Origin of the sequence: Pseudomonas sp. 06C 126, from assembly GCF_001855215.1 — a bacterium.
GTDB lineage: Bacteria > Pseudomonadota > Gammaproteobacteria > Pseudomonadales > Pseudomonadaceae > Aquipseudomonas > Aquipseudomonas proteolytica.
The window spans coordinates 1-23,657 of the sequence record NZ_MIFU01000104.1 but is presented as its reverse complement, the minus strand read 5'-3'; the positions used below and the strand labels follow the sequence as shown (position 1 = coordinate 23,657).

Below are 23,657 nucleotides of genomic sequence, written 5' to 3'. Positions count from 1 at the left end.
ACGGTCTCCCCGCAAGGGGATAACACGCGACGCTTCCATCAATAACAAGCCCAAGCGGAGTACCACAGATGGCGTTCTTCACCGCAGCCAGCAAAGCCGACTTCCAGCATCAACTGCAAGCGGCACTGGCGCAGCACATCAGTGAACAGGCACTGCCACAAGTGGCGCTGTTCGCTGAACAATTCTTCGGCATCATTTCCCTGGACGAGTTGACCCAGCGTCGCATGTCCGACCTGGCCGGTTGCTCCCTGTCTGCCTGGCGCCTGCTTGAGCGCTTTGATCACACCCAGCCGCAAGTGCGCGTCTACAACCCCGATTACGAACGCCACGGCTGGCAGTCGACCCACACCGCGGTCGAGGTCTTGCACCATGACCTGCCGTTCCTCGTCGATTCGGTACGCACCGAACTGAACCGCCGCGGCTACAGCATCCACACCCTGCAAACCACCGTACTCAGCGTGCGCCGTGGCAAGAAGGGCGAGCTGCTGGAAATCCTGCCCAAAGGCACCCAGGGCGAAGACGTCCTGCAAGAATCGCTGATGTACCTGGAGATCGACCGCTGCGCCAATGCCGCCGAGCTGAACGTGCTGAGCACGGAGCTTCAGCAGGTATTGGGCGAAGTGCGCGTGGCCGTGGCTGATTTCGAGCCGATGAAGGCTAAGGTCCAGGAACTGCTGGACGGTATCGACAACAGCCAGTTCGCCATCGAGGGCGAAGAAAAGGCCGAGATCAAGAGCTTCCTGGAATGGCTGGTGGGCAACCACTTCACCTTCCTGGGCTATGAAGAATTTGTGGTACGCGACGAGCAGGACGGCGGCCATCTGGAGTATGACGCCGATTCCTTCCTCGGCCTGACCAAGCTGCTGCGCGCCGGCCTCACTGCCGAAGACCTGCGCATCGAAGACTACGCCGTGGCCTACCTGCGCGAACCGACAGTATTGTCGTTCGCCAAGGCTGCGCACCCAAGCCGTGTACACCGTCCGGCTTACCCCGACTACGTGTCGATCCGCCAGATCGATGCCAGCGGCAAGGTCATCAAGGAATGCCGTTTCATGGGCCTCTACACCTCCTCGGTGTACGGCGAAAGCGTGCGGGTAATTCCGTATATCCGCCGCAAGGTCGCGGAGATCGAACGCCGTTCGGGCTTCCAGGCCAAGGCGCACCTAGGCAAGGAACTGGCCCAGGTGGTCGAAGTACTGCCCCGCGACGATCTGTTCCAGACCCCGGTGGACGAGCTGTTCAGCACCGTGATGTCGATCGTGCAGATCCAGGAACGCAACAAGATCCGCGTGTTCCTGCGCAAAGACCCATACGGCCGCTTCTGCTACTGCCTGGCCTACGTGCCGCGTGATATCTACTCCACCGAAGTGCGCCAGAAGATCCAGCAAGTGCTGATGGATCGCCTGAAGGCCTCGGACTGCGAATTCTGGACCTTCTTCTCCGAATCCGTGCTGGCCCGTGTACAGCTGATCCTGCGGGTTGACCCGAAGAATCGCCTGGATATCGACCCGCTGCTGCTGGAAAAGGAAGTGGTGCAGGCCTGCCGCAGCTGGCAGGACGACTACGCGAGCCTGGTGGTCGAAAGCTTCGGCGAAGCCCACGGCACCAACGTGCTGGCGGACTTCCCCAAGGGCTTCCCCGCCGGCTACCGCGAGCGCTTTGCCGCGCACTCGGCCGTGGTCGACATGCAGCACCTGTTGAACCTGACCGAAGCCAAGCCGCTGGTCATGAGCTTCTATCAGCCGCTGGGCCATGTGACCGGCCAGCAGGAACTGCACTGCAAGCTGTATCACGCCGATACCCCGCTGGCGCTGTCCGACGTGCTGCCGATCCTGGAAAACCTCGGCCTGCGCGTGCTGGGTGAGTTCCCGTACCGCCTGCGCCACGCCAATGGCCGCGAGTTCTGGATCCACGATTTTGCGTTCACCGCCGCCGAAGGCCTGAACCTCGATATCCAACAGCTCAACGACACCCTGCAGGACGCGTTCGTGCATATCGTCAACGGCGATGCCGAGAACGATGCGTTCAACCGCCTGGTACTGACCGCCGGCCTGCCATGGCGTGACGTGGCGCTGCTGCGTGCCTACGCCCGTTACCTCAAGCAGATCCGCCTGGGCTTTGACTTGGGCTATATCGCCAGCACCCTGAACAACCACACCGACATCGCTCGCGAGTTGACCCGGTTGTTCAAGACCCGCTTCTACCTGGCGCGCAAGCTCACCGCCGACGACCTGGAAGACAAGCAGCAACGCCTGGAACAAGCGATCCTCACCGCCCTGGATGACGTTCAGGTGCTCAATGAAGACCGGATCCTGCGGCGCTACCTGGACCTGATCAAGGCCACCCTGCGTACCAACTTCTACCAGGCTGACGCCAACGGCCAGAACAAGTCGTACTTCAGCTTCAAGTTCAACCCGCACGCCATTCCCGAGTTGCCCAAGCCAGTGCCGAAGTTTGAAATCTTCGTCTACTCGCCGCGCGTCGAAGGCGTGCACCTGCGCTTTGGCAACGTCGCCCGTGGCGGCCTGCGCTGGTCCGACCGTGAAGAAGACTTCCGTACCGAAGTGCTGGGCCTGGTAAAAGCCCAGCAGGTGAAGAACTCGGTGATCGTGCCGGTCGGCGCCAAGGGCGGCTTCCTGCCGCGTCGCCTGCCATTGGGCGGCAGCCGGGACGAGATCGCGGCCGAGGGCATTGCCTGCTACCGCATCTTCATTTCCGGCCTGTTGGACATTACCGACAACCTGAAAGACGGCGCCCTGGTGCCTCCGTTGAACGTGGTGCGCCACGACAACGATGACCCGTACCTGGTAGTGGCGGCCGACAAAGGCACCGCGACCTTCTCCGATATCGCCAACGGCATCGCCATCGACTACGGCTTCTGGCTGGGCGATGCGTTTGCTTCCGGTGGTTCGGCCGGTTACGACCACAAGAAGATGGGCATCACCGCCAAGGGCGCGTGGGTCGGTGTGCAGCGACACTTCCGTGAGCGCGGCATCAACGTGCAGGAAGACAGCATCACGGTGGTGGGCGTCGGTGATATGGCCGGTGACGTGTTTGGCAACGGCTTGTTGATGTCCGACAAGCTGCAACTGGTCGCCGCCTTTAACCACCTGCACATCTTCATCGATCCAAACCCGAACCCGGCCACCAGCTTCGTCGAGCGTCAGCGCATGTTCGAGCTGCCGCGTTCGGCCTGGAGCGACTACGACACCAGCATCATGTCTGAAGGCGGCGGGATCTTCTCGCGCAGTGCCAAAAGCATCGCCATCTCGCCACAGATGAAAGAACGCTTCGACATCCAGGCCGACAAACTGACCCCGACCGAACTGCTGAACGCCTTGCTCAAGGCACCGGTGGACCTGTTGTGGAACGGCGGGATCGGCACCTACGTCAAGGCCAGCACCGAGAGTCACGCCGATGTGGGCGACAAGGCCAACGACGCGCTGCGCGTCAACGGCAACGAGCTGCGCTGCAAGGTAGTGGGCGAGGGCGGTAACCTGGGCATGACCCAACTGGGTCGTGTGGAATTCGGCCTCAATGGCGGCGGCTCCAACACCGACTTCATCGACAACGCCGGTGGCGTGGACTGCTCCGACCACGAAGTGAACATCAAGATCCTGCTCAACGAAGTGGTGCAGGCTGGCGACATGACCGACAAGCAACGCAACCAGTTGCTGGCGAGCATGACCGATGAAGTCGGCAACCTGGTGTTGGGCAACAACTACAAGCAGACCCAGGCCCTGTCCCTGGCCGCACGCAAAGCCTACGAGCGTGCTGCCGAGTACAAGCGCCTGATGAGCGACCTGGAAGGCCGTGGCAAGCTGGACCGCGCCATCGAGTACCTGCCGACCGAGGAGCAGCTCGTCGAGCGCGCCACCACCGGCAAGGGCCTGACCCGTCCAGAGCTGTCGGTGCTGATCTCGTACAGCAAGATCGACCTCAAGGAAGCGCTGCTCAAGTCCCTGGTCCCGGATGACGACTACCTGACCCGTGACATGGAGACCGCGTTCCCGCCGAGCCTGGTGGCCAAGTTCTCCGAGGCCATGCGTCGCCATCGCCTCAAGCGCGAGATCGTCAGCACCCAGATCGCCAACGACCTGGTCAACCACATGGGCATCACTTTCGTGCAGCGGCTCAAAGAGTCGACTGGCATGAGCCCGGCCAACGTGGCCGGTGCCTATGTGATCGTGCGTGACATCTTCCACCTCCCACACTGGTTCCGTCAGATCGAAGCCCTGGACCACCAGGTGTCGGCTGAAGTGCAACTGGCGTTGATGGATGAGCTGATGCGCCTGGGTCGCCGTGCCACGCGCTGGTTCCTGCGCAGCCGTCGCAATGAGCAGGATGCGGCGCGTGATGTGGCGCACTTCGGCCCGCATCTGGCAGCGTTGGGCCTCAAGCTGGACGAACTGCTGGAAGGCCCGACCCGCGAAGGCTGGCAGAACCGTTACCAGGCGTATGTTCAAGCCGGTGTCCCGGAGTTGCTGGCGCGCATGGTGGCGGGTACCACGCACCTGTACACCCTGCTGCCGATCATCGAGGCCGCCGACGTGACCGGCCAGAGCGCCGCCGATGTGGCCAAGGCCTACTTCGCCGTGGGCAGCGCCCTGGACTTGCCATGGTACCTGCAGCAGATCAGCGATCTGCCGGTGGGCAACAACTGGCAGGCCCAGGCCCGCGAAGCCTTCCGCGATGACGTGGACTGGCAGCAACGGGCGATCACCATCAAGGTTCTGCAAATGGCCGACGCGCCAGAAGACATGGAAGCCCGCGTGGCCCTGTGGCTTGAGCAGAATGCGAGCATGGTCGAGCGCTGGCGCGCGATGATGGTGGAAATCCGTGCTGCGGTGGGTACGGACTACGCCATGTACGCGGTAGCCAACCGTGAACTGCTGGACCTGGCAATGAGCGGTCAGGCGGTGCTGTAATCAGCCGCTAGAGCGCTAAAAACAAAAGCCCCGTATCGCGAGATACGGGGCTTTTTGTTTTACTCCGGTTCAATGTAGGAACCCAAAATGTGGGAGCGGGCTTGCCCGCGATAGCGTCCGTTCAGGCAGAGATGTATCAAATGACCCACCGCCATCGCCGGCAAGCCAGCTCCCACCTTTGATTTGTGGTGCGACCAAAATACTCTGCCCGACAAAGATCCCCTGTGGGAGCGGGCTTGCCCGCGATGGCGCCCGTTCAGGCAGAAATGTATCAACTGACCCACCGCCATCGCCGGCAAGCCAGCTCCCACCTTTGATTTGTGGTGTGGCCAAAATACTCTGCCCGACAAAGACCCCCTGTGGGAGCGGGCTTGCTCGCGAAGGCGGTGGTCCAGCCACATATGCATCGACTGACCCACCGCCATCGCCGGCAAGCCAACTCCCACCTTTGATTTGTGGTGTGGCCAAAATACTCTGCCCGACAAAGACCCCCTGTGGGAGCGGGCTTGCCCGCGATGGCGTCCGTTCAGGCAGAGATGTATCAACTGACCCACCGCTATCGCAGGCCAGTTCCCCCATGTTGATCGCCACGGGCTTACGAAAGCTTCGACTCCAGGTGATCCAGATACCGGCCCATCAATCCTGCGGCCGTGCCCGCATCCTTGCGCTCCACCGCTTCGACAATCTCTGCCTGCTCACGCCAGGCGCCGGAGAACGCCCCTTGCCGGGCAATGACCAGCGAGGTCAATGGCACCAGGCTATTAAGGAACTGCGCCAATGGCCGGTTCCCCGCAATGGCCGCCAGCAACAGGTGAAACTCCCCACACAGGCGGATGGCCGGGCCTTGCTGGCCTTGTTCCACGCATGCCCGCTGGCGGGCCACCAGTTCGCGTAGGCGCCGCACTTGCCCTGGGTTGGCCTGCGCGCACGCCAGTTGCACCACGGTCACTTCCATCAAGCGCCGCGCTTCAAGAATATGTTTCACCTGCTCGGCATCCGGCGCCGCCACCTGGGCGCGCAGGTTGGGGCGCAGGATGATCACTTGCTGTTCGGCCAGGCGTGCCAGGACCCGGCGCAGTACGCTGCGGCTGACACCAAATTCCTGGGCCAGGCCTTCTTCGGTAAAGCGGCTGGTGGGTACGATGCGCTGTTCCAGGATGGCATCGAACAGGCGCGGGTAGAGGTCTTCCACCGACGGCCGCTTGCCGGGCACCAGGCGCATGGCGGGCGGGGCGGTGACAACGATGTTGCGTTGCAAGGCGTGAGCGCTCATGGCCAGTCTCCAAAGTCAGCTGCCGAGATGATCGTCGGGAATGTTCAGGGCGGTGCCCATGCGCTGGCCCTCGTTGAGGATGTGGCGGCGCATTTCGGCGCTGGCCAGGGCGCTGTTCTTGTTGCGGATGGCGCGCACCACGGCTTCGTTTTCCTGCAGGCGCTCGGCCAGGTGCTCGGGGGAGTTGCGCAACACCTGGGCGCTTTGCTTGAGGGCGTTGCTGGTCTGTTGCACCACGTTCTGGAAGATGGGGTTGGAGGTCAGGGCGAACAGCTCTTCGTGGAAGGCAATGTAGGCGTTCATCCCCGCTTCACTGTCGTTGGCTTCCAGGGCTTCGCGCATGTCCATCAAGGTCAGGCGCAGTTGCCCGATTTCCTTGCTGGTGATGGACTGGGCCACCAGGCCGACGATAAACGGCTCCAGGGTGTAGCGCAGTTGCAGGATATCGGCGAGGCTGGCATCGGCCACCGCGTCATGGGCCTGGGGGTCGTTGACACTGGTTTCCAGTACGACCACGCCTTTGCCGGGCATCGAGCGTACCAGGCCGAGGGTTTCCAGCACGATCACTGCCTCGCGCAGGCTAGGGCGGCTGATGCCCAGTTGTTCGGCCAATTCGCGCTGGCCGGGCAGCATCTCCCCGCGCCGCCACTGGCCGCGGGCCAGGGCAGCGCGCAGTTTTTCTACGACTGAATTGACGACGGTTGAGGTGCTGATCACGTCGTGGGCTCCTTGAATTTAAATAACCCTTCAACGGTAGGAGCGAGCTTGCTCGCGAAGACCGTCAACGATAACGCGGGCAGACTGGGTGCGCGCGGTGCCTTGAAGTTTTTCGCGAACAAGCTCGCTCCTGCAGTGTGTGGGGAAGGTTCAGAACTCCTGATGAACCGGCAGCACCGGTTTCTTGGCCTGGAACGCATAGCCTTGCTGCCCATCGAGCACCTTGTTGGCCCGTTGGATATCAATGTCCTTTTCCCAGCGGGCAATGGCGACGGTGGCTACGCAGTTGCCGATCAGGTTGGTCAGCGCCCGGCCGATCCCCATGAACCAGTCCACCGCCAACACCAGCACCAGGCCCACCACCGGGATGGCGGGGATGGCAGTGAGGGTTGCCGCCAGAATCACCAGGGCCGAGCCCGGTATGCCGTGGGCGCCCTTGGAGGTAATCAGCGATACCAGCAGGATGGTCAGCAGGTCGGTCATCGACAACGGCGTACCGGTGGCGTTGGCGATAAACACGATGGCCAGGGTCAGGTAGATCGAAAAACCATCGAGGTTGAACGAGTAACCGGTGGGGATCACCAGGCCGACGGTGGAACTGCCAATGCCCAGGTGCTCCAGTTTACGCATGATCTGTGGCAGCACGGCGTCGGACGAGGCGGTGCCCATCACGATCAGCAGTTCTTCGCGCAGGTATTTGAGCAGCGGCAACATCCGCAGGCCCGAAAACCGCATCACGGCGCCGAGGATTATGGCGACGAAGGCCATGCACGTGAGGTAGAACAAACCCACCAGGCTGCCCAGGTGTTGCAGCGAGTCCAGGCCGTAAGTGCTGGTGGTAAAGGCGATGGCACCGAACACACCAATCGGCGCCAGGCGCACGATCATGCCCATGATGCGGAAGATCACATGGCTCAACTCATTGATCAGTCGCGAAATGCCCGAGGCCGCTTCACCCACCAGGTTCAGCGCGCTGCCAAACAGCACCGAGAACAACAGCACCTGCAACACGTTGTTGTCGGCAAAGGCGCCGATCACCGAGTTGGGGATCAGGTCCATCAGGAACTGGCTGGTGCCCTTGATATGCTGGCCGCGATCCGCCAATTCATTGAGGCCGGCAGATGACAACTGCTCCAGGTGGATATTGGCCCCGCTGCCGATCCCGGTACTGAAGGCCAGCACCAGGCCAAGCACCAGAGCGATAGTGGTGAGGATTTCAAAGTAGATCACCGACTTGAGGCCGATGCGCCCGACCTTCTTCAGGTCGCCGGCCCCGGAGATGCCGCTGACCACCACACAGAACACGATCAGGCCGATCAGCATCTTGATCAGCTTGATAAAGCCGTCACCCAGGGGTTTGAGTTGTGAGGAGAATTCGGGAAGGGCCAGGCCACAAGCGATGCCGAGCATCAGGCCTATGACGACTTGCAGGAAAATCGAACGCGAGCACCATCTGAGCATGGGAAGGATCTCTATTCGGTGCCCTGGTGGGTCCAGGGCTTAATTGTTGTGGTCTGACCGGTAAGTCCAGTGCGTGGCCAGTCTACGCCCGGTTTTTTGCAAACTACAAGGGGGAAGTGGGGTGTTTAGGATGTCCGGTCTGACCAGTTGCTCGGTAAGCGTGATGCTTGAGCGGTTGGCGGCGTGGAATTTTTTTCGCTTATCATGCGGCGATTGGCCGTTGAGGTGATAAATGGATAAGCCAGGACTGACGACGGATGAAACGGGGCTGACCCGTTGTACATGGCGCACGGCCGCCGCCCAATACCCCGATTATCACGATCACGAGTGGGGCGTGCCGGTTGCCGATGACATTGCGTTGTACGAGAAGATCTGCCTGGAAGGTTTCCAGGCAGGCTTGGCGTGGATCACCATCCTGCGCAAACGCGAGCACTTTCGCCGGGCGTTCGAGGGTTTTGATTTTCGCCAGGTGGCGCAATACACCGAGCGCGATGTCGAGCGCTTGATGGCCGATCCGGGCATCGTGCGCAACCGCGCCAAGATTCTCTCAGCCATCAACAACGCACGCCGCGCCTGTGAACTGGTGGCAGAAAGCGGTTCGCTGGCGGCCTGGCTATGGGCCTTTGAACCGACTGCCGATGAGCGGCCAGCGGTGGTGGACCTGGCTTACTGGACGGGCAATCCCACCTCGCCGGCTTCGGTGCGCTTGTCCAAGGCCTTGAAGAAACGCGGCTGGACATTCGTGGGGCCGACGACGATGTACGCGTTCATGCAGGCCATGGGAATGGTCAATGACCACCTGGAAGGCTGCGCCTGCCGGCAGCCGATCGAAGAACTGCGGCGCCAGTTCAAGCAAGCCCCTGTGGCGAGCGGGCTTGCCACAGGGGCTCTACAAGCCAGCGTCTAGCAATCAGTTCTGCGCTGGCAGGGGCGTCAGCACATCAGCCTTGTCATCCAGAACCATCACCACCAGCAACCTGGCCGGCTGGGTCTGGCTGGCATTGCTGGATTCGAAGTGGCGCGAGCCGGCCGGTTCGTAGAACGATTGCCCGGCCTTGTAGGTAATGGCCGGTTCATCGTTGACCCGCGAGGTGATTTCACCCTCCAGTACATAAGCCACCGCCGTGCCGGTGTGGCTGTGGGGGACGGTGGCCTGGCCCGGTGCGTAGTCCACGGTGAGCATGATGGTTTTTTTGCCAGGCACGTTGCTCAAGGCATGCTCTTGCAGGACCTTGATCGATTCCTGGTTGTAGACCGGCTCATGGGCAAAGGCGCTTAGCGAAGCCAGCAGGAGGGTAGTGCCGAGCAGTATTTTCATGGTGCAGTTCTCCAGAGTTGCAGACCCCATCACCCTACGCCCGGCACCGTGGCGCACCTATAGCCAATCCTCTGGAAAACCCCTTAGCCAATCTGCTGGAGGATATCGCGCACCTTGTCCAGCGATGGGTCGATATCCAGAGTCTCGATGGCCCCAAAGCCGATAATCAGGCCGCACCGCACCGGTGCTTCATGAAAAAACACGTCCAGTGGGTACAGCCCGACTTCCACTTGGCGCGCCAGTTCGATCAGCAAGGGAATGTTTACTGCCCCCTTGCACAGCGCTGCCAGGTGGAACCCGGCCACGCTGGGCACGGCTTCGAACCAGGGTGACAAGTCGCCGGCCAGGCGGCTGAGGATGCGCTCGCGGCGGGTAGCGTAGACGGTGTGACAGCGCCGAATGTGCTTGAGCAGGTAGCCTTCGCTGATGAACTTGGCGAGTGCCCATTGCGGCAGTGTCGAGGTGTGCTGGTCGGTCAGTTGCTTGGCCTTGACCACCGCGCCATGGATCGCCGGCGGCAGTACTGCATAACCCAGGCGCAGGTCCGGCAGCAGGGTTTTGGAGAAGGTCCCGACGTAGGCCACAATGCCGCGCTCGTCCATGCTTTGCAGGGAGTGGGTGGGTCGGCCTTCGTAGCGGAAATCACTGTCGTAGTCGTCTTCGATGATGATCGCGCCCAATTCCAGCGCGCGTGCCAGCAGCGCCTCGCGACGTGCCTGGCTCATGGGCATGCCAAGGGGGAACTGGTGTGAAGGCGTCACGTAGATCAGCCGTGTGCCCTGGGGAATCTGCGTGACCTGAATACCTTCGGCATCCACCGGCACGCTGGCCACCGTTGCCCCTACGGCCTCGAACATCAAGCGGGCGGGGGTGTAGCCGGGGTCTTCCATGGCCACCAGACTGCCCGGTTCCAGTACCACTCGGGCGATCAGGTCCAAGGCTTGCTGGGCGCCATTGCACACCACAATGTCGGTGTCGCGGCAGTTGACCCCCCGGGAAAATGCGATGTGCCCGGCGATCGCGCTACGCAGGGCCGGCAGGCCTTCGGGTTGGCTATAGAACCCGCTGTTCTGGGCAGTGCGGCGCAAGGCGTCGAGGGTGCAGCGCCGCCATTCGTCCTGGGGGAACAGGCTGCGGGTGGTGGCGCCGCCGATGAACTCGCACCGCAAGGTGCCGTCGCGGGTCGGATGGCGCATGGGCGAGGGCAGCGCCTGCCATTTGGCCAAGTGCGCGGCGCAGGCCAGGTCGGCAGCGTCCTGGCGCCGGGCAGGGCGGTTTGCCTGACTGTTGACGAAGGTGCCACGGCCAATCTTCCCCACCAGCAGCCCTTCATAGGTCAGCAGCGCATAGGTGTCGGAGACGGTCTTGCGCGACACCCCCAACTGCTCGGCCAGCAGGCGGCTGGGCGGCAGCTGCGCACCCGAGGCCAGGCGCCCGGACTGGATGGCCGCGAGCAATTGCCGATACAGTTGTTCGGCCAGATCCTTGCGGCCATTGATGACGACGTGCAGTTCCATGGAGCATCCCGAGGCGGTCAGACTGCGCCCAGATTACCCGCAACCGTGGGGCGCGCCTACGGCCAAGGCGGTCTAGGCATAAAGCGCCACTTTGGCTATAGGGCACGGGCCGGCACGGTCTTAAGCTGGCGGCCATCGTCTTTGCCCATCGAGGCCGCCCCCTATGCAACCGCGTCTGGATTACTGCACGGCTTCGCCCCAAGCGCTTAAAGGCATGATGGTGCTCGAGGCGACGTTGTTCGAGCTGTCCATCGACAGGCCTTTGCTTGACCTGATAAGGATCCGCGTCTCGCAACTGAACCACTGTGGGTTTTGCAGTGACATGCATGCCATGGCAGCGTTGGCGCGGGGCGAAAGCACGCGGCGTCTTTTGGCGTTGTGCGTATGGCGTGATTCGCCGCTGTTCACTCGCCGCGAACAACTTGCCCTGGCGTGGAGCGAGGCCACGGCGTTGCTGGCGTGTGCAGGCGTGCCGGATGCGCTGTTCGCCGCCGCCCGTGCCGAGTTCGGCGAGCAGGCCCTGGTGGACCTGACCATGGCGGTTACGACCATCAGCGGCTGGAACCGCCTGGCCGTCGCCTTTGGCCAGTTGCCGCCAGAATAAGCCCACCCGGATAAAGATCTACCGCTGCGGCGCTTGTGGCCCGTAGCACCATCGCCCTATGCCTGGCACTTGTTGCCGGCAAACCATGTGACCCACGTCATGGCATAGGGAACGACTCATGACTCAACCTGATACACCCGCAGTGGACGCACCTTTGGCGCTGGCCGATCTGGATGCCCGGCTGGGGGATCTGCTGGTCGGTGTTTTACCGGTTCGCCGTACCGTCCTGGCTCAAATGGGCGCGCAGATAAACGGCAAGCCCATCAACGTGCACCACCTGGCTGGGCGCGAGGCCGACCAGACGCTGCTCGATTCGATCCGCTTTGCGGCGCCGCAGCTCAAGGCATTCCTGGGCACGGACGCCACCGTCAGTGACAGCAGCGCCAGCCTGCTGTTCGAGTTCGCCGCATTACGCTCAACCCCGGCCAAGCCGCTGCTTGAGGGGGCGTCGAGGCTGGACAGCGGTGACACGATGACCCGGCTCGATGACTTGCTGCGCGCCGTGCAGAACACCAACCTCAACCAGGCCCTGCAACGTGAAGGCTTGCCCGCCTGGGTCGACACTCCCCGAAGCCGAACCCTGGAAGCGATGGGGACTGGCTTGCAGGTCTATGGCTATTACAGCGCGATCAACGCCTTGGCCCAGGCCATCAAGACCGGTGATATTCGCCAGACCCTGGCCGCCGGTGGCGAATTGCTCGCCGAGCTGACGTCCAGCGCCCTGGAGTTGGCCCTGGAGCGTCTGGGCAAGCGCATGCTGGAGAACGGCGGGCGTGTGTTCAAGGGGTTCTGTGCGAGCAGCGTAGGCCAGTTGTTGCGGCGCGGCGCGGGCCTGTTTGCCCAAGTGTTGACCCTGCCGTTCGACATCTTCAGTGCAGTGCAGTCACTCAATGAGGCGGCGAAGGCCCAGGGCAAAGAGGCGTTGGACCACTACGTCAATGCCGGCTTCAGCCTGGCCAGTGCAGCCCTGGGCGTGGTGCTGGGGATCGCCGCCCTGGCGGGTTTCAGCTATGCCGGACCGTTGGGGATTGCCGCGGCCGTGGTGCTGATTCTCGGGGCGCAGATCTACAGCGCAGTGCGTCAGGTGGATGACATTGACGATTACATCGAACTGACCGTGTCCGAGCGCTTGAGGGCCGGCTGGCTGTCGTTTGCAGGCCGGGAGCTGGACAAGGATGTGCGCGACCGCTACCTGGTGGCGAAGATGGAAAAACAGCACGCAACCTACCTTACCGGCGTGGCCGAAAAGTGGCTGCGCGGTGCGCTCAAGAGCACCGTACACGCGGTGGTCAATGGGCGGTTCGAAGTGCGCATGATCCCCGTGCGGGAGTGGAAGCACCGTTGGGACGAAGCGGCGGGAGAGCTGCCCTACCGCGATACCACTGGGCCGGCCATCCATGATGGTGATGATGTGGTCGATGCCTCCCATGCCGGCGTCAGCCAACTGCCCGGGGTGGTGCTGGGCAAACCGTTTACCCACGCTGCGATCCTCTGGCGCCTGGGCGATGGTAACGACAACGTCCAGGGCCTGCTGGAGATGCGCAATATCTTTCAGTTCGGGGCGGGGCACAAACGACTCACGGGTGGCATCCGCGATGACCAGTTCATATTTGAGCTGCCAGCGGATACGTTTGAGGCCGTTGCCACCCCGGGCCCGGCGAGTGAGCTGCACGGTGGCAGCGGCAGTGATGCCTTGCATTTTGGCTACCGCTCCCCTTACGTCGAGGGCATTGAGGGGCTTGCCATCGATCTGCAGGCCGGCAGCGTCACACGGCGCAAGGATGCCGGCCGCAGCGGGCTGTCGAACCAGATAACCCTGGACTCGATCGAGAACGTTGCGACGCCTGCGGGCGTAGCCAGTCACGTCAAGGGTACGGCGCAGGCCAATATCCTGATTGCCGAAGGCAACAACGACCGGATCGAGGCCGGGGCCGGCAATGACACGATCTTCGTCAACGGTACCGATGCCTGGGTCGACGGTGGAACGGGTAGCGACCGCTACGTCATTGCGAGCAACCGGGGCACCGTCACGCTGCACGAGCAGCACTGGCAGGAAGACACGCTGATTGAGCTGGGGTGGGAGCTGTCCAGCATTGCTGACTGGGTGATCCAGGAATGTGCGTTGGTGATCCGCTCCCTGCGCGGCCTCGACGGCGAGTTGCCGGAGCGCTTGGTCAGGATTGAAAACCTCTACCTGCATGAATCCGGCGAGCGGCGCCTGGCCGGTCATAATCTGCGTTTACTGACGGCGGACGGTTACACGTTGGAGCCGGTTCTCCCGCCGTTGCTGAGCGCGCAGGGCGACCAGCCGATCAAGGTGGCTGCCCGCTCGATAAGCCCTGTGCCGGCGTTTCAGCGCGTGTTGGCGGGCGGCGAATGGGTGCTGCCATTCGGCCTGTCGAGCCGCTGCTTTATCGAGCGTGGCGTGGCCGAAAAACGTGTGCGGGTTCGAATCGCGGGCGGCGCCACGGCCTGTACCCTGTACCTGGACTACCGCACCGAGGAACTGATCGATGTGGTGGCCGGGTATCGCGTGACCCTGCGCAGCCAAGGCCCGGTCGACACGCTGACTTACAGTGATGTGACCTTGACCCTGACTTTCGCGGACGGCGGCCGCCTGGTCCTGGCCGAGTTCGCCAGCGACCGCGGTGCGGTGCGCGCCGATGTCGCCGCCAATATCCGGGCGGCCAGCCTGAAGCCCGACTGCGAGTGTGTGCTGGTCTTCAACGATGGCATGTCTTATCGGGTTCAACCGTTGCAGCAATCCTACCAGCAAGACCGTGAGCGGCCAGGCTTCAGGGTCTTTGACGGCCGTTCGGCACTGTTGGCGCGGGTTGGCAGCCATGGGTTTTTCCGGCCGCTGAGTGCCAAGGGCGTGTGGCTGCAGGCGCTGCCGCAGACCCTGCGGATCCCGGCTGGGCCCCATCGTCAGACCTATGCGCTGGTGGGGCGCGGGTCGGTGTATGAGGTGCACCCCAGCAGCGGCGCCACCATTGCCCTGTCTACCCCAGGAGCCCTGGCCAAGACCTCGGATGCCTCCACCTGGCAGATCAACACCAGCGGCCTGGATGAGCCCATCGACCACAAGCAGATCATTCTGGCCGAGCACCGGCTCAAGGTGGGCAGCGTGACGCTGATCCTGCCCATCGTCACAGACCCGCAGGTGCCGCTGGAGCAACTGTACGTGCAGACCCTTGAAGGTGATCGATACGAGATACGCCTCGATCTGGGCAGCGTTTGCCTGGTGCAACTGGATGCCTCGCGTTACCTGACCATAGCCGAGGTCTGGCAGCAACTGCGCCGCATGCGTCAGCACTCAAGGTTGATGGCGCGCCGCTTGCGGGTGCTCGGTGTGCAGTTGGCGGATGGCACTGACAGCGCGATTGATTACGACGCGCTGCTCGATCGGTGGGTCGCCCACGGTGACCCCACGCGTAGCGTGGCTTCGGCAGACCTGATGCGCATAAGCGTGTCACTCAACTAATACTGGAAAGGGATTTCTATGCAACAGACACCTCATTCACCCCGGCCCGGGCCCTCCAGGCCTGCCCCTCGCGTCGAGGCAGGGAGCGCTGGCGGCCTGGTCAGGGATTTTGGTCCTCAGGGCCGTAGCCCTTTTACGGAGCGTCAGGCGAGCCGCCCGCTGGTACGCGGCCACGATGCGTCGCTTACAGTGCCGCAAATCAGCGATCTGGACGTGCCGGGACCCATGCCGCCGATGGCCGTGCTGGTCACTGGGTCGCTGCTGCCGGCGCCGAGCGCCGAAGGCGTGTATACCCACAACGGTCGCACTTATCTGGACTTGGAAACCGGCGAGACGGTACTGGTGGTGCGTGACCCGCACACCGGTGAGTGGCGCGAACGCGCGCCTCATCAATTGGCCGCCACGGGCGCGTCGGTGCAGCGGGTTGCGGGCAGTTCGTTGTGGGCCAGGCGCAACGCTGTGGCGCAGGCCCCGGTCTCGTTGCCGACAGCGGTCCCGGCCAGAGGGCGCTTGGACCCGGTGTGGGACCTGCAGCGGTATGACGTCAGCCAGGCGAGCAATGTGCCGCTGTTTCCGATGGCGGGAATGAACGACTTTGTGGTCCAGGGCACGCGTTACTACGTGAATGCGCAGTTCAACTTGAAGGCCTTCAGGATCAAGCAAAGCCATATCCAGCAGCGCGGGCCTAACGGCAACTTGCGCCCCAGTGGCTCGTTTGCCGAGGACGGGATCATCCGGCTTTCAGGGCGCGAGCCCCTGACCTATCTGCATGTCGGGGGGGTTACCAGCCGTATCGAGCTCGATAACGTGCGCCAGAAATGGCGGCTGCTCGGCAATGGGGTCGAGGCGATTTACCTGGATACGGGCGGCCATTTGAGTTCCTGGGTGCCGCAGCTTCAATTGCGCGATATCGGCGATATTATTTCGCAGGCGCGCAGGGTGTTGGGCTACACCGGCGTCAGCAGCGACATGAGCCAGGGAGTCATGTCGACCATGGACAAGAACACCTATGTCTATATGCAGCAATATGCCCGGCAACTGATCGGTTCCGAGACGACGGCTATACACCAGGCGCCGGTACGGGATCGGGATCGCATGATTGACGAGCATATCTGGCGCCATGGTTATCCCTATGACCGTTTGCGCCAGGCGATCAGTGCCCAGGCGGATGGTCGCGCCTTGCCGGCGGGCATCGCGCAGTTCGATCCGCTCCAGGGTACGGCAACCGTCAGCGTGCGTGAGGGCGGCAGCTTCAACGTTCAAAGCGTCAGCAGCAACGCCCAGCTTCATTACCCCAGGCGGCGCCGAAGTGATGAACACCAAAGGTTGTTCGAGCAATGGAGTGCGCTTGACATCCACGCCACCAGGCAGCGTGGTGAGGCCAATGAGCGCATGTATCGTCAGATGTTGGTCGAGGATGGCTACCGGATTATTCCAGGAGGCACCTATGGCCGGGGGCAGAACGGTTTTGACCTGGTATTACAAGGGCGAGCGGATGCGATTTATCTGCTGGAAATCAAACATATTCCACCGAGTAACACTAACCGTTTGTCCAGTGTCAGCATGGCGAAGGGGCTGGGGTACTGGCAGATGGAAGACCGCTGGGTAAGCGCGGTATTGGCCCATTCCGAGGCTGCGAACTCACCGGCTGGGGATGCCGTCAGGCACGCGCTGGGCAATCAACAGCTATTCAAGCTAGTCGGCGCCACGGCACCCAATGGCACTCAGTATGTGTTCAAGATTGATATGAGCCCGGTGCGTTAGAGGGGAGGTGGTGGGGGGAGAGCGCTGTTGTGGCAAAGGCGGCTATGGAGAAGGGGGCTTGCTGTGGCGAGGGGGCTTTTCCCCCGCTGGGCTGCGCAGCAGCCCCTATAAGACCGCCGCTTTTTATCAGGCAGACCGCAGCGCCTGGGTTTAGGGCTGCTGCGCAGCCCAGCGAGGGATAAGCCCCCTCGCCACATAAGCTCCACCTCGCCGCACAAGCCGCCGGTGTCAGGACAGGAAGCCGCCATCGACGTTCAGCGACACACCGGTGGTGTAGGTCGAGGCGTCGCTGGCCAGGTAGAGCACGGCGCCGGCCATTTCGCTTGGGTCGGCCACGCGCTTGAGTGGGATCTGTGCCAGGGCCATGTTGAGGATCGATTCGTTCTTGACCAGTGCCGAGGCAAATTTGGTGTCGGTCAGGCCCGGCAGCAGGGCGTTGCAGCGAATACCGAACTGCGCACATTCCTTGGCGAAGACCTTGGTCATATTGATCACGGCGGCCTTGGTCACCGAGTAGATACCCTGGAAATGCCCGGGGGAAATACCGTTGATCGAGGCCACGTTGATGATGCTGCCACCCCCGTTTTCACGCATCAGCTTGCCGGCTTCCACCGACATGAAGAAATAACCACGGATGTTCACGTCGACGGTTTTCTGGAAGGCGCCCAGGTCGGTATCCAGCACGTTGCAGAACTGCGGGTTGGTCGCGGCATTGTTGACCAGGATGTCCAAGCGCCCGAATTGCTCGCGGATGCCGGCAAACACCTGGGTGATCTGTTCCATCTCACCGATGTGGCAGGCAATGGCCGTAGCCTTGCCACCGGCGGCGATGATCGCGTCGGCCACGTGTTGGCAGCCATCGATCTTGCGGCTCGACACAATCACATGGGCGCCTTGCTGGGCCAGCAACTTGGCAATGGCCTCACCGATGCCACGGCTGGCGCCGGAGACAAAAGCAATCTTGCCGTCGAGGTCGAACAGGTTGGTCTTGGACATGGTGGTTCCTTGTCGGTCAAAGCGTGGATTTGTGGATGACGTTCAGGCTCATCTGCTCCAGCAGCTTGTTCATCTGGATGAACTGCGCAAAGCGTTTGTCCTGGGTCTGGCCATGGAAGAAGCGGTAGTAGATCTGCTGCACGATGCCGGCCAGGCGAAACAGGCCGTAGGTGTAGTAGAAGTCGAAATTGTCGATCTGGATGCCGGCGCGCTCGGCGTAATAATCGACAAACTGGCGGCGGGTGAGCATGCCGGGCGCGTTGCTCGGCTGGCGGCGCATCAGTTGCACGGGCGCAGGGTCGGCGGCTTCGATCCAATAGGCGAGGCTGTTGCCCAGGTCCATCAGCGGATCACCGAGGGTGGTCAGTTCCCAGTCCAGCACGCCGATGATCTGCATCGGGTTGTTGGGGTCGAGGATCACGTTGTCGAAGCGATAGTCGTTGTGCACGATGCTGGAGGTCGGATGATCAGCCGGCATCTTGTCGTTGAGCCAGGCGCGCACGGCTTCCCATTTCGGGGCGTCGGGGGTCAGGGCTTTTTCGTAGCGATCGCTCCACCCGCTGATCTGGCGTGCCACGTAACCTTCGGGTTTGCCCAGGTCGGCCAGGCCGCAGGCGTGGTAGTCGACTTGGTGCAGTTCGACGAACTTGTCGATGAAGCTTTTGCACAGGGCTTCGGTGCGCCCGGCGTCCAGACCCAGCTCCGGCGGCAGGTCCGAGCGCAGGATGATGCCCTTGACCCGCTCCATCACATAGAACTCGGCGCCGATCACCGATTCGTCGGTGCAGTGCAGGTAGGCCTTGGGGCAGTAGGGGAAACCGTCCTTGAGTTGGTTCAGGATGCGGAATTCGCGGCCCATGTCATGGGCGGACTTGGCCTTGTGGCCAAAGGGCGGGCGACGCAGGACGAACTCCTGGTCAGGGTACTCAAGCAGGTAGGTCAGGTTGGAGGCGCCACCTGGAAACTGGCTGACTTTTGCGCTGCCGGACAGGCCTGGGATATGGGCCTTGAGGTAGGGGTCGATGAGGCTGGCATCCAGTTCTTCGCCAGGGCGAATCTGGGTGGATTGGTCATTGAGCGCCATGCTTATCCCTTCTGCTTATTCTTGAGGCCTTGGACTATTGGCTAATCTAATGCGCACAGCCGACCCGCCACAAGGCTGGCACGGCTTAATAGGTTAGCGTGTTGGATGATAATCAGCGTGCCTGATCGGTCACTTTTCGGGCGCCGGCAAGGCGACTGGCGTGAGTACCGGGCGCCCGGCGAAGTACTCCACCAGATTGTCCGCCACCCGTTGCACGGTGTCATGGGCCGCTTCCGGCGACAGCCCGGCCACATGCGGGGTGAGGACTGTGTTGTTGAGGCGCTTGAGGCCGTCCGGCACGTTGGGCTCGTCATCGAACACATCCAGCGCCGCGCCGCCGATGCGTCGTTGTTCCAGGGCGTTGATGAGGTCGGCGGTGACAATCACGCTGCCGCGGGCAATGTTCACCAAAAAACCGTGGGGCCCGAGGGCGTCCAGCGCCTGACGGTCGATCAAGTGACGGGTGCCCGGCCCGCCGGGCGTGGCAATCACCAGGAAGTCCGAGTTGCGCGCCAGTTCTACCGGTGTGGCGCAGTAGGTGTAGTCCACATCGCTGCGGGGCTGGCGGCTGTGGTAACTGATCTGCATGTCAAAACCCAGCGCAGCGCGCTGGGCGATCGCCATGCCGACCGCGCCCAGGCCCAGGATCCCCAGTTGCTTGCCCGAAAGGGACGGGCGCATGACCTTCGGCCATTCACTGCGCCGTACCGCTGCGTCGGCGCGGGGGATGTCACGTACCAGTGACAGCAGCAGCGCCATGGCGTGGTCCGCCACCGAAGGGGCGTTCACGCCGGCACCGTTGGTGACGACGATGCCCCGGTTGCTCGCAGCCTGCAGGTCGACCTGCTCATAGCCAGCGCCGATCACGCAAATGATTTCCAGCAGCGGCAGGGCGGCGATTTCCTCGGCATGCAACCCCAAAGGGCCACGGGTCAGCACGGCCTTGATCTGCGTGCCATGGGCCTTGATGGCCTGGGCGCGTTCGGCGGGCGTCGGCGCGAGGATCACATGAAAGTCATTGCTCTCGATGATGTGCAGGTATTCGTTGATGGTTTCAACCAGGACCAGAACAGTGGCGGACATGGGGCAGCTCTTGTTGTGGGGTTTGAGACCGGGATTATGCGGCATTTTTTAAGTACGAAATGCCAGCGGGTGGAAGATCTTTATTTGATGGGAGCTCTTTAGATGGGGATGACAGCGCCTGAAGACGCTGTGCATCGATTCCGGTGCTACTGGGCTTGCCTCGCCTTGTTCCGTTCCGCCTGGGCGATGTCCTTGAAATCATAGGTAGGGAAAAACTCGGTCCGGTAGGGGCCCCATGCGGTGTTTTCCAATGCGAGGTTGACCGCCGACAGACGAGAGGCGGGCAGGCGCAGGACGATGACTTGTCCGATACCCATGGTGATGTTCCAACTGACGACCTCTACCCCCTCCGGTGGAAAGACTTTATAGAACTCCTGCTTGGAAAGTTGCGCTCTTAGTTCACTTAATGGTCGGGATTGATCATGTTTTAGAAAGACCGTCAGCATGATTGCATTGTCTTTTGTCGCGGCAGGTGCACTTGCGGCTTGGGTGGCTGTGGGTTGTGCATTGGCACAGCCGATAAGTAGAGCAAAAAACCCTACCATGGATATTAAGAGTGACTTGAGTTGAGTCTTCATAGATTGGGTCTTTTTGTTGTTTTCGTAAGTTGTTGGAAAGTGTATTCAATAGATGAAGAATATTCAGTGAGACGTGGTGGTTTTTATCGGGCCTTTGTAAGGTGCGTGAACCACGTAGATGCGGACTTTCTCGTTGGTTTCGACCATGTCGTGCGGCACCTCCCGCGAATAGGTAAATTCTTTGTGATTGAGGGTTTCAAGTCGCCTCACCACTGTTCTGGTCGGGCCTTTGTCAGGGATCAGGATGTGAGTCTTTTTGTCGCCCGTAACAACGAAGTAACCGCCACCGCCATTATCGTATTTTGACAGCCTGGTGTCGGCGTAGAAGAACTCGTAGCGATTGCGCTCGGGGTCCCACATGGATATGCCTACTACGCCTGGGTACTTGTCCTTGACGTCAACGTGGGGGGCGCCCTCTATATAAACGTTGGTGGTCAGCCATTGAGGGGATGAAGCGAATGCGCGGATATCGGCGTTTGTCGGTTGCGCTTGGCTGGCGAGTGGGGTGAACAGGGTCATAAGAAAAAGCCCGGTAAATATACAGTTATATTTTTTCATTGAATTATTCCTGTATGGGGTTGAGGGCGTTACCGGCGATGCACTGCTTGGAAGCAACAGTGGAAGAATATAGGTCTGCTGAGAGCATCTATCAATGCTGGAGCATATGTTTGTAACAAATTCAGCGATGTTAAAAAGTTGATGTTTTGTTTGTTTTGAATTTGTGCGTGGGAAGCTTCCTAGAGTTAAGTTGTTGTTTCCTAAAATTTAGCTTTTTAATATGAATTATGTTTAAGGCAGAAAGTGCGTCGCGGGCTGAAGCGCCGCGACGTCACTTGATGAGACTCAGCCGATTCTTGGGAAGGGAATCAGGGTGGTGCGTGGTTTTTGCGCCTGAAACTCGACACCATTGAAGCTGAAGGTGTTGGGATTATGTTGTGGTTGCCCGGGCTGGGGCTGTTGGTCGGGTTGGTGTGATGCGACGAATTGGCTGATGGTGTCCGCCAGTAGGCCGGTATTGAAGAAGGATTGCTGATTGTTAGATGCAATTGAGGTCATTTTGAGTGCTCCAGGTACGAGGGAAGGTGGTGAACGTGACACGCCTTTTATAGCGTGCAGCGTTGTGTGGTGGTGCTGGTGCATCGCGTTCCCGAAAGAACAAACCAAGACATACAAATACGCATCGGTAGCAGTCTTCAGGCGGGCTGCATATGGGTGCTGGAGGGGCCGCCTCAGAGGCTGAAGTTGACGGCGCGATTTTTTTGCAGGCTCTGCATTCGTCAGCTAAGTCTTTGCTTATGCAGGCGAATCCCGGACAATCGCGCCCCTGTTACGGTCGTGGCGCTGCCTGTCAGGTTTTTCTGACTCGTCGCGATCGTATGAAAGCGGAGAACCGAGCGGATGAATGATCAGGCCAATAGCGTCGATGAACGCTACGCAACGACACCTGTAAGCCTCACGGGCTGGAGCCGCCAGGACACGACCTGGATGCTTGGCCTGTTCGGCACGGCGATTGGCGCCGGTACTTTGTTTCTACCCATCAACGCTGGCCTGGGCGGCTTCTGGCCGTTGCTGATCCTCGCGCTGCTGGCGTTCCCGATGACTTATTACGCGCACCGTGGCCTGACGCGCTTTGTATTGTCGGGCCGTGCAGGCTCGGATATCACCGAGGTGGTTGAAGAACACTTCGGCATCAAGGCCGGTGCGTTGATCACCTTGCTGTACTTCTTCGCGATCTTCCCGATCCTGCTGATCTACAGCGTGGCGTTGACCAATACGGTTGGCAGCTTCATGTCGCACCAACTGCACATTGAACCGCCGCCACGGGCGCTGTTGTCGTTTGTGCTGATCCTGGGCCTGCTGGGGGTGGTGCGTTGCGGCGAACAGGTGATCGTCAAGGCCATGAGCCTGATGGTGTATCCGTTTATTGTCGCCTTGCTGTTTCTGGCGGTGTACCTGGTGCCGCACTGGAACGGCGGTATCCTCAGCACCGCCAGCACTGTGCCGGCACCGTCGGCGCTGCTGCATACGATGTGGCTGGCGATTCCGGTGATGGTGTTCTCGTTCAACCACTCGCCGATCATCTCGGCCTTCGCCGTTGATCAGAAACGCCAGTACGGCGCCCACGCCGAAGAGCGCAGTTCGCAGATCCTGTCCCGCGCCCATCTGTTGATGGTGGCGATGGTGATGTTCTTCGTATTCAGCTGCGTGCTGACCTTGTCGCCGGGCCAACTGGCCGAAGCCAAGGCGCAGAACCTGTCGATCCTGTCCTACCTGGCCAACCACTTCGATAACCCGACCATCGCCTTTGCGGCGCCATTGATTGCGTTCGTGGCAATTGCCAAGTCGTTCCTGGGCCACTACATCGGCGCCAGCGAAGGCCTCAAGGGCCTGATCGTCAAGAGCGGCCGCCGCCCGGGTGCCAAGGCCCTGGACCGCATGACTGCGGGCTTCATGCTGGTGGTGTGCTGGATCGTGGCCACTCTGAACCCAAGCATCCTGGGAATGATTGAGGCCCTGGGTGGGCCGATCATCGCCTCGATCCTGTTCCTGATGCCGATGTACGCGATTCGCAAGGTACCAGCCATGGCCAAATACCGTGGGCAGGCGTCCAATGTGTTTGTTACGGCGGTAGGTCTGGTGGCGATCACAGCGGTGGTGTACTCCCTGTTGGCCTAAGGCCCAAGGCGGTACAGCGCTAAAAGGTGGTTTTGTGTGGGAGCGGGCTTGCCCGCGATAGCGGTGGGTCAGCTGGACGCATAGGTGACTGACCCACCGCTATCGCAGGCAAGCCAGCTCCCACATTCGTTTTGTGGCATGTCCAAAATTCCCAGCCTCGCCGCGATCCCCTGC

At 61.3% G+C, this 23,657-nt stretch carries 17 protein-coding genes; 6 read left to right on the top strand and 11 right to left on the bottom strand.

Annotation, left to right across the window (positions count from 1 at the left end; genetic code table 11):
* The first annotated feature begins 68 nt into the window (after positions 1 to 68).
* Positions 69 to 4,928 (top strand): NAD-glutamate dehydrogenase, encoded by a 4,860-nt coding sequence (locus BHC62_RS20420; protein WP_029294799.1) that lies wholly within the window; start codon positions 69 to 71, stop codon positions 4,926 to 4,928.
* A gap of 595 nt (positions 4,929 to 5,523) precedes the next feature.
* On the opposite strand, the gene BHC62_RS20415 is transcribed toward BHC62_RS20420, so the two are convergent.
* The 3 genes from BHC62_RS20415 to BHC62_RS20405 form a co-directional block, all read right to left on the bottom strand.
* On the bottom strand, positions 5,524 to 6,201 hold the full coding sequence (locus BHC62_RS20415) for a GntR family transcriptional regulator (protein WP_070995941.1): 678 nt from the start codon (positions 6,199 to 6,201) through the stop codon (positions 5,524 to 5,526).
* Positions 6,202 to 6,216: 15 nt separating this feature from the next.
* Positions 6,217 to 6,918: a FadR/GntR family transcriptional regulator gene (locus BHC62_RS20410; protein WP_029294803.1), complete on the bottom strand. Its 702-nt coding sequence runs from the start codon at positions 6,916 to 6,918 to the stop codon at positions 6,217 to 6,219.
* Positions 6,919 to 7,068: 150 nt separating this feature from the next.
* Positions 7,069 to 8,379: a C4-dicarboxylate transporter DctA gene (locus tag BHC62_RS20405; RefSeq protein ID WP_029294804.1), complete on the bottom strand. Its 1,311-nt coding sequence runs from the start codon at positions 8,377 to 8,379 to the stop codon at positions 7,069 to 7,071.
* 232 nt (positions 8,380 to 8,611) lie between these two features.
* Between BHC62_RS20405 and BHC62_RS20400 the strand changes: the two genes are divergently transcribed.
* Positions 8,612 to 9,286: a DNA-3-methyladenine glycosylase I gene (locus BHC62_RS20400; protein ID WP_070995940.1), complete on the top strand. Its 675-nt coding sequence runs from the start codon at positions 8,612 to 8,614 to the stop codon at positions 9,284 to 9,286.
* Between the two features lie 3 nt (positions 9,287 to 9,289).
* On the opposite strand, the gene BHC62_RS20395 is transcribed toward BHC62_RS20400, so the two are convergent.
* Together BHC62_RS20395 and BHC62_RS20390 are read right to left on the bottom strand one after the other, a co-directional pair.
* Entirely contained in the window at positions 9,290 to 9,697 is a 408-nt protein-coding gene (locus tag BHC62_RS20395) for a cupin domain-containing protein (RefSeq protein WP_070995939.1), read from the bottom strand.
* 83 nt (positions 9,698 to 9,780) lie between these two features.
* Positions 9,781 to 11,214, bottom strand: coding sequence for a PLP-dependent aminotransferase family protein (locus tag BHC62_RS20390; protein ID WP_029294810.1), 1,434 nt, complete (start codon positions 11,212 to 11,214; stop codon positions 9,781 to 9,783).
* 163 nt (positions 11,215 to 11,377) lie between these two features.
* Between BHC62_RS20390 and BHC62_RS20385 the strand changes: the two genes are divergently transcribed.
* From BHC62_RS20385 to BHC62_RS20375, 3 genes are all read left to right on the top strand, one after another.
* Positions 11,378 to 11,818 carry a carboxymuconolactone decarboxylase family protein gene (locus BHC62_RS20385; RefSeq protein ID WP_029294812.1) on the top strand — a complete coding sequence of 147 codons (441 nt, stop codon included), beginning with the start codon at positions 11,378 to 11,380 and terminating at the stop codon, positions 11,816 to 11,818.
* Between the two features lie 118 nt (positions 11,819 to 11,936).
* On the top strand, positions 11,937 to 15,302 hold the full coding sequence (locus BHC62_RS20380) for a calcium-binding protein (RefSeq protein ID WP_070995938.1): 3,366 nt from the start codon (positions 11,937 to 11,939) through the stop codon (positions 15,300 to 15,302).
* 189 nt (positions 15,303 to 15,491) lie between these two features.
* Positions 15,492 to 17,066: a hypothetical protein gene (locus BHC62_RS20375; RefSeq protein ID WP_176770982.1), complete on the top strand. Its 1,575-nt coding sequence runs from the start codon at positions 15,492 to 15,494 to the stop codon at positions 17,064 to 17,066.
* Positions 17,067 to 17,294: 228 nt separating this feature from the next.
* Here BHC62_RS20375 and BHC62_RS20370 read toward each other — a convergent pair whose 3' ends face one another.
* From BHC62_RS20370 to BHC62_RS20345, 6 genes are all read right to left on the bottom strand, one after another.
* Positions 17,295 to 18,062: an SDR family oxidoreductase gene (locus BHC62_RS20370; protein WP_070995936.1), complete on the bottom strand. Its 768-nt coding sequence runs from the start codon at positions 18,060 to 18,062 to the stop codon at positions 17,295 to 17,297.
* 16 nt (positions 18,063 to 18,078) lie between these two features.
* A complete protein-coding gene (locus tag BHC62_RS20365; RefSeq protein ID WP_070995935.1) occupies positions 18,079 to 19,146 on the bottom strand; it encodes a phosphotransferase family protein in 1,068 nt (355 codons plus the stop codon).
* Positions 19,147 to 19,275: 129 nt separating this feature from the next.
* A complete protein-coding gene (locus BHC62_RS20360) occupies positions 19,276 to 20,229 on the bottom strand; it encodes a 2-hydroxyacid dehydrogenase (RefSeq protein ID WP_029294822.1) in 954 nt (317 codons plus the stop codon).
* Between the two features lie 146 nt (positions 20,230 to 20,375).
* The gene (locus tag BHC62_RS20355; RefSeq protein WP_070995934.1) at positions 20,376 to 20,807 is read right to left on the bottom strand and encodes a hypothetical protein; all 432 of its coding nucleotides are present in this window, start codon (positions 20,805 to 20,807) and stop codon (positions 20,376 to 20,378) included.
* A 63-nt stretch (positions 20,808 to 20,870) separates the two neighbouring features.
* Positions 20,871 to 21,365: a DUF4822 domain-containing protein gene (locus BHC62_RS20350; RefSeq protein WP_070995933.1), complete on the bottom strand. Its 495-nt coding sequence runs from the start codon at positions 21,363 to 21,365 to the stop codon at positions 20,871 to 20,873.
* A gap of 285 nt (positions 21,366 to 21,650) precedes the next feature.
* Positions 21,651 to 21,863 carry a hypothetical protein gene (locus BHC62_RS20345; RefSeq protein WP_070995932.1) on the bottom strand — a complete coding sequence of 71 codons (213 nt, stop codon included), beginning with the start codon at positions 21,861 to 21,863 and terminating at the stop codon, positions 21,651 to 21,653.
* Between the two features lie 342 nt (positions 21,864 to 22,205).
* Here BHC62_RS20345 and BHC62_RS20340 point away from each other — a divergent pair, with 342 nt between their 5' ends.
* On the top strand, positions 22,206 to 23,483 hold the full coding sequence (locus BHC62_RS20340) for an HAAAP family serine/threonine permease (RefSeq protein ID WP_070995931.1): 1,278 nt from the start codon (positions 22,206 to 22,208) through the stop codon (positions 23,481 to 23,483).
* Positions 23,484 to 23,657 lie beyond the last annotated feature (174 nt).

Coding starts and splice junctions, on each gene's coding strand:
- BHC62_RS20420 (WP_029294799.1), top strand. CDS start 69: ATGGCGTTCTTCACCGCAGCCAGCAAAGCCGACTTCCAGCATCAACTG.
- BHC62_RS20415 (WP_070995941.1), bottom strand. CDS start 6,201: ATGAGCGCTCACGCCTTGCAACGCAACATCGTTGTCACCGCCCCGCCC.
- BHC62_RS20380 (WP_070995938.1), top strand. CDS start 11,937: ATGACTCAACCTGATACACCCGCAGTGGACGCACCTTTGGCGCTGGCC.
- BHC62_RS20385 (WP_029294812.1), top strand. CDS start 11,378: ATGCAACCGCGTCTGGATTACTGCACGGCTTCGCCCCAAGCGCTTAAA.
- BHC62_RS20355 (WP_070995934.1), bottom strand. CDS start 20,807: ATGAAGACTCAACTCAAGTCACTCTTAATATCCATGGTAGGGTTTTTT.
- BHC62_RS20345 (WP_070995932.1), bottom strand. CDS start 21,863: ATGACCTCAATTGCATCTAACAATCAGCAATCCTTCTTCAATACCGGC.
- BHC62_RS20405 (WP_029294804.1), bottom strand. CDS start 8,379: ATGCTCAGATGGTGCTCGCGTTCGATTTTCCTGCAAGTCGTCATAGGC.
- BHC62_RS20370 (WP_070995936.1), bottom strand. CDS start 18,062: ATGTCCAAGACCAACCTGTTCGACCTCGACGGCAAGATTGCTTTTGTC.
- BHC62_RS20400 (WP_070995940.1), top strand. CDS start 8,612: ATGGATAAGCCAGGACTGACGACGGATGAAACGGGGCTGACCCGTTGT.
- BHC62_RS20365 (WP_070995935.1), bottom strand. CDS start 19,146: ATGGCGCTCAATGACCAATCCACCCAGATTCGCCCTGGCGAAGAACTG.
- BHC62_RS20395 (WP_070995939.1), bottom strand. CDS start 9,697: ATGAAAATACTGCTCGGCACTACCCTCCTGCTGGCTTCGCTAAGCGCC.
- BHC62_RS20390 (WP_029294810.1), bottom strand. CDS start 11,214: ATGGAACTGCACGTCGTCATCAATGGCCGCAAGGATCTGGCCGAACAA.
- BHC62_RS20360 (WP_029294822.1), bottom strand. CDS start 20,229: ATGTCCGCCACTGTTCTGGTCCTGGTTGAAACCATCAACGAATACCTG.
- BHC62_RS20350 (WP_070995933.1), bottom strand. CDS start 21,365: ATGAAAAAATATAACTGTATATTTACCGGGCTTTTTCTTATGACCCTG.
- BHC62_RS20340 (WP_070995931.1), top strand. CDS start 22,206: ATGAATGATCAGGCCAATAGCGTCGATGAACGCTACGCAACGACACCT.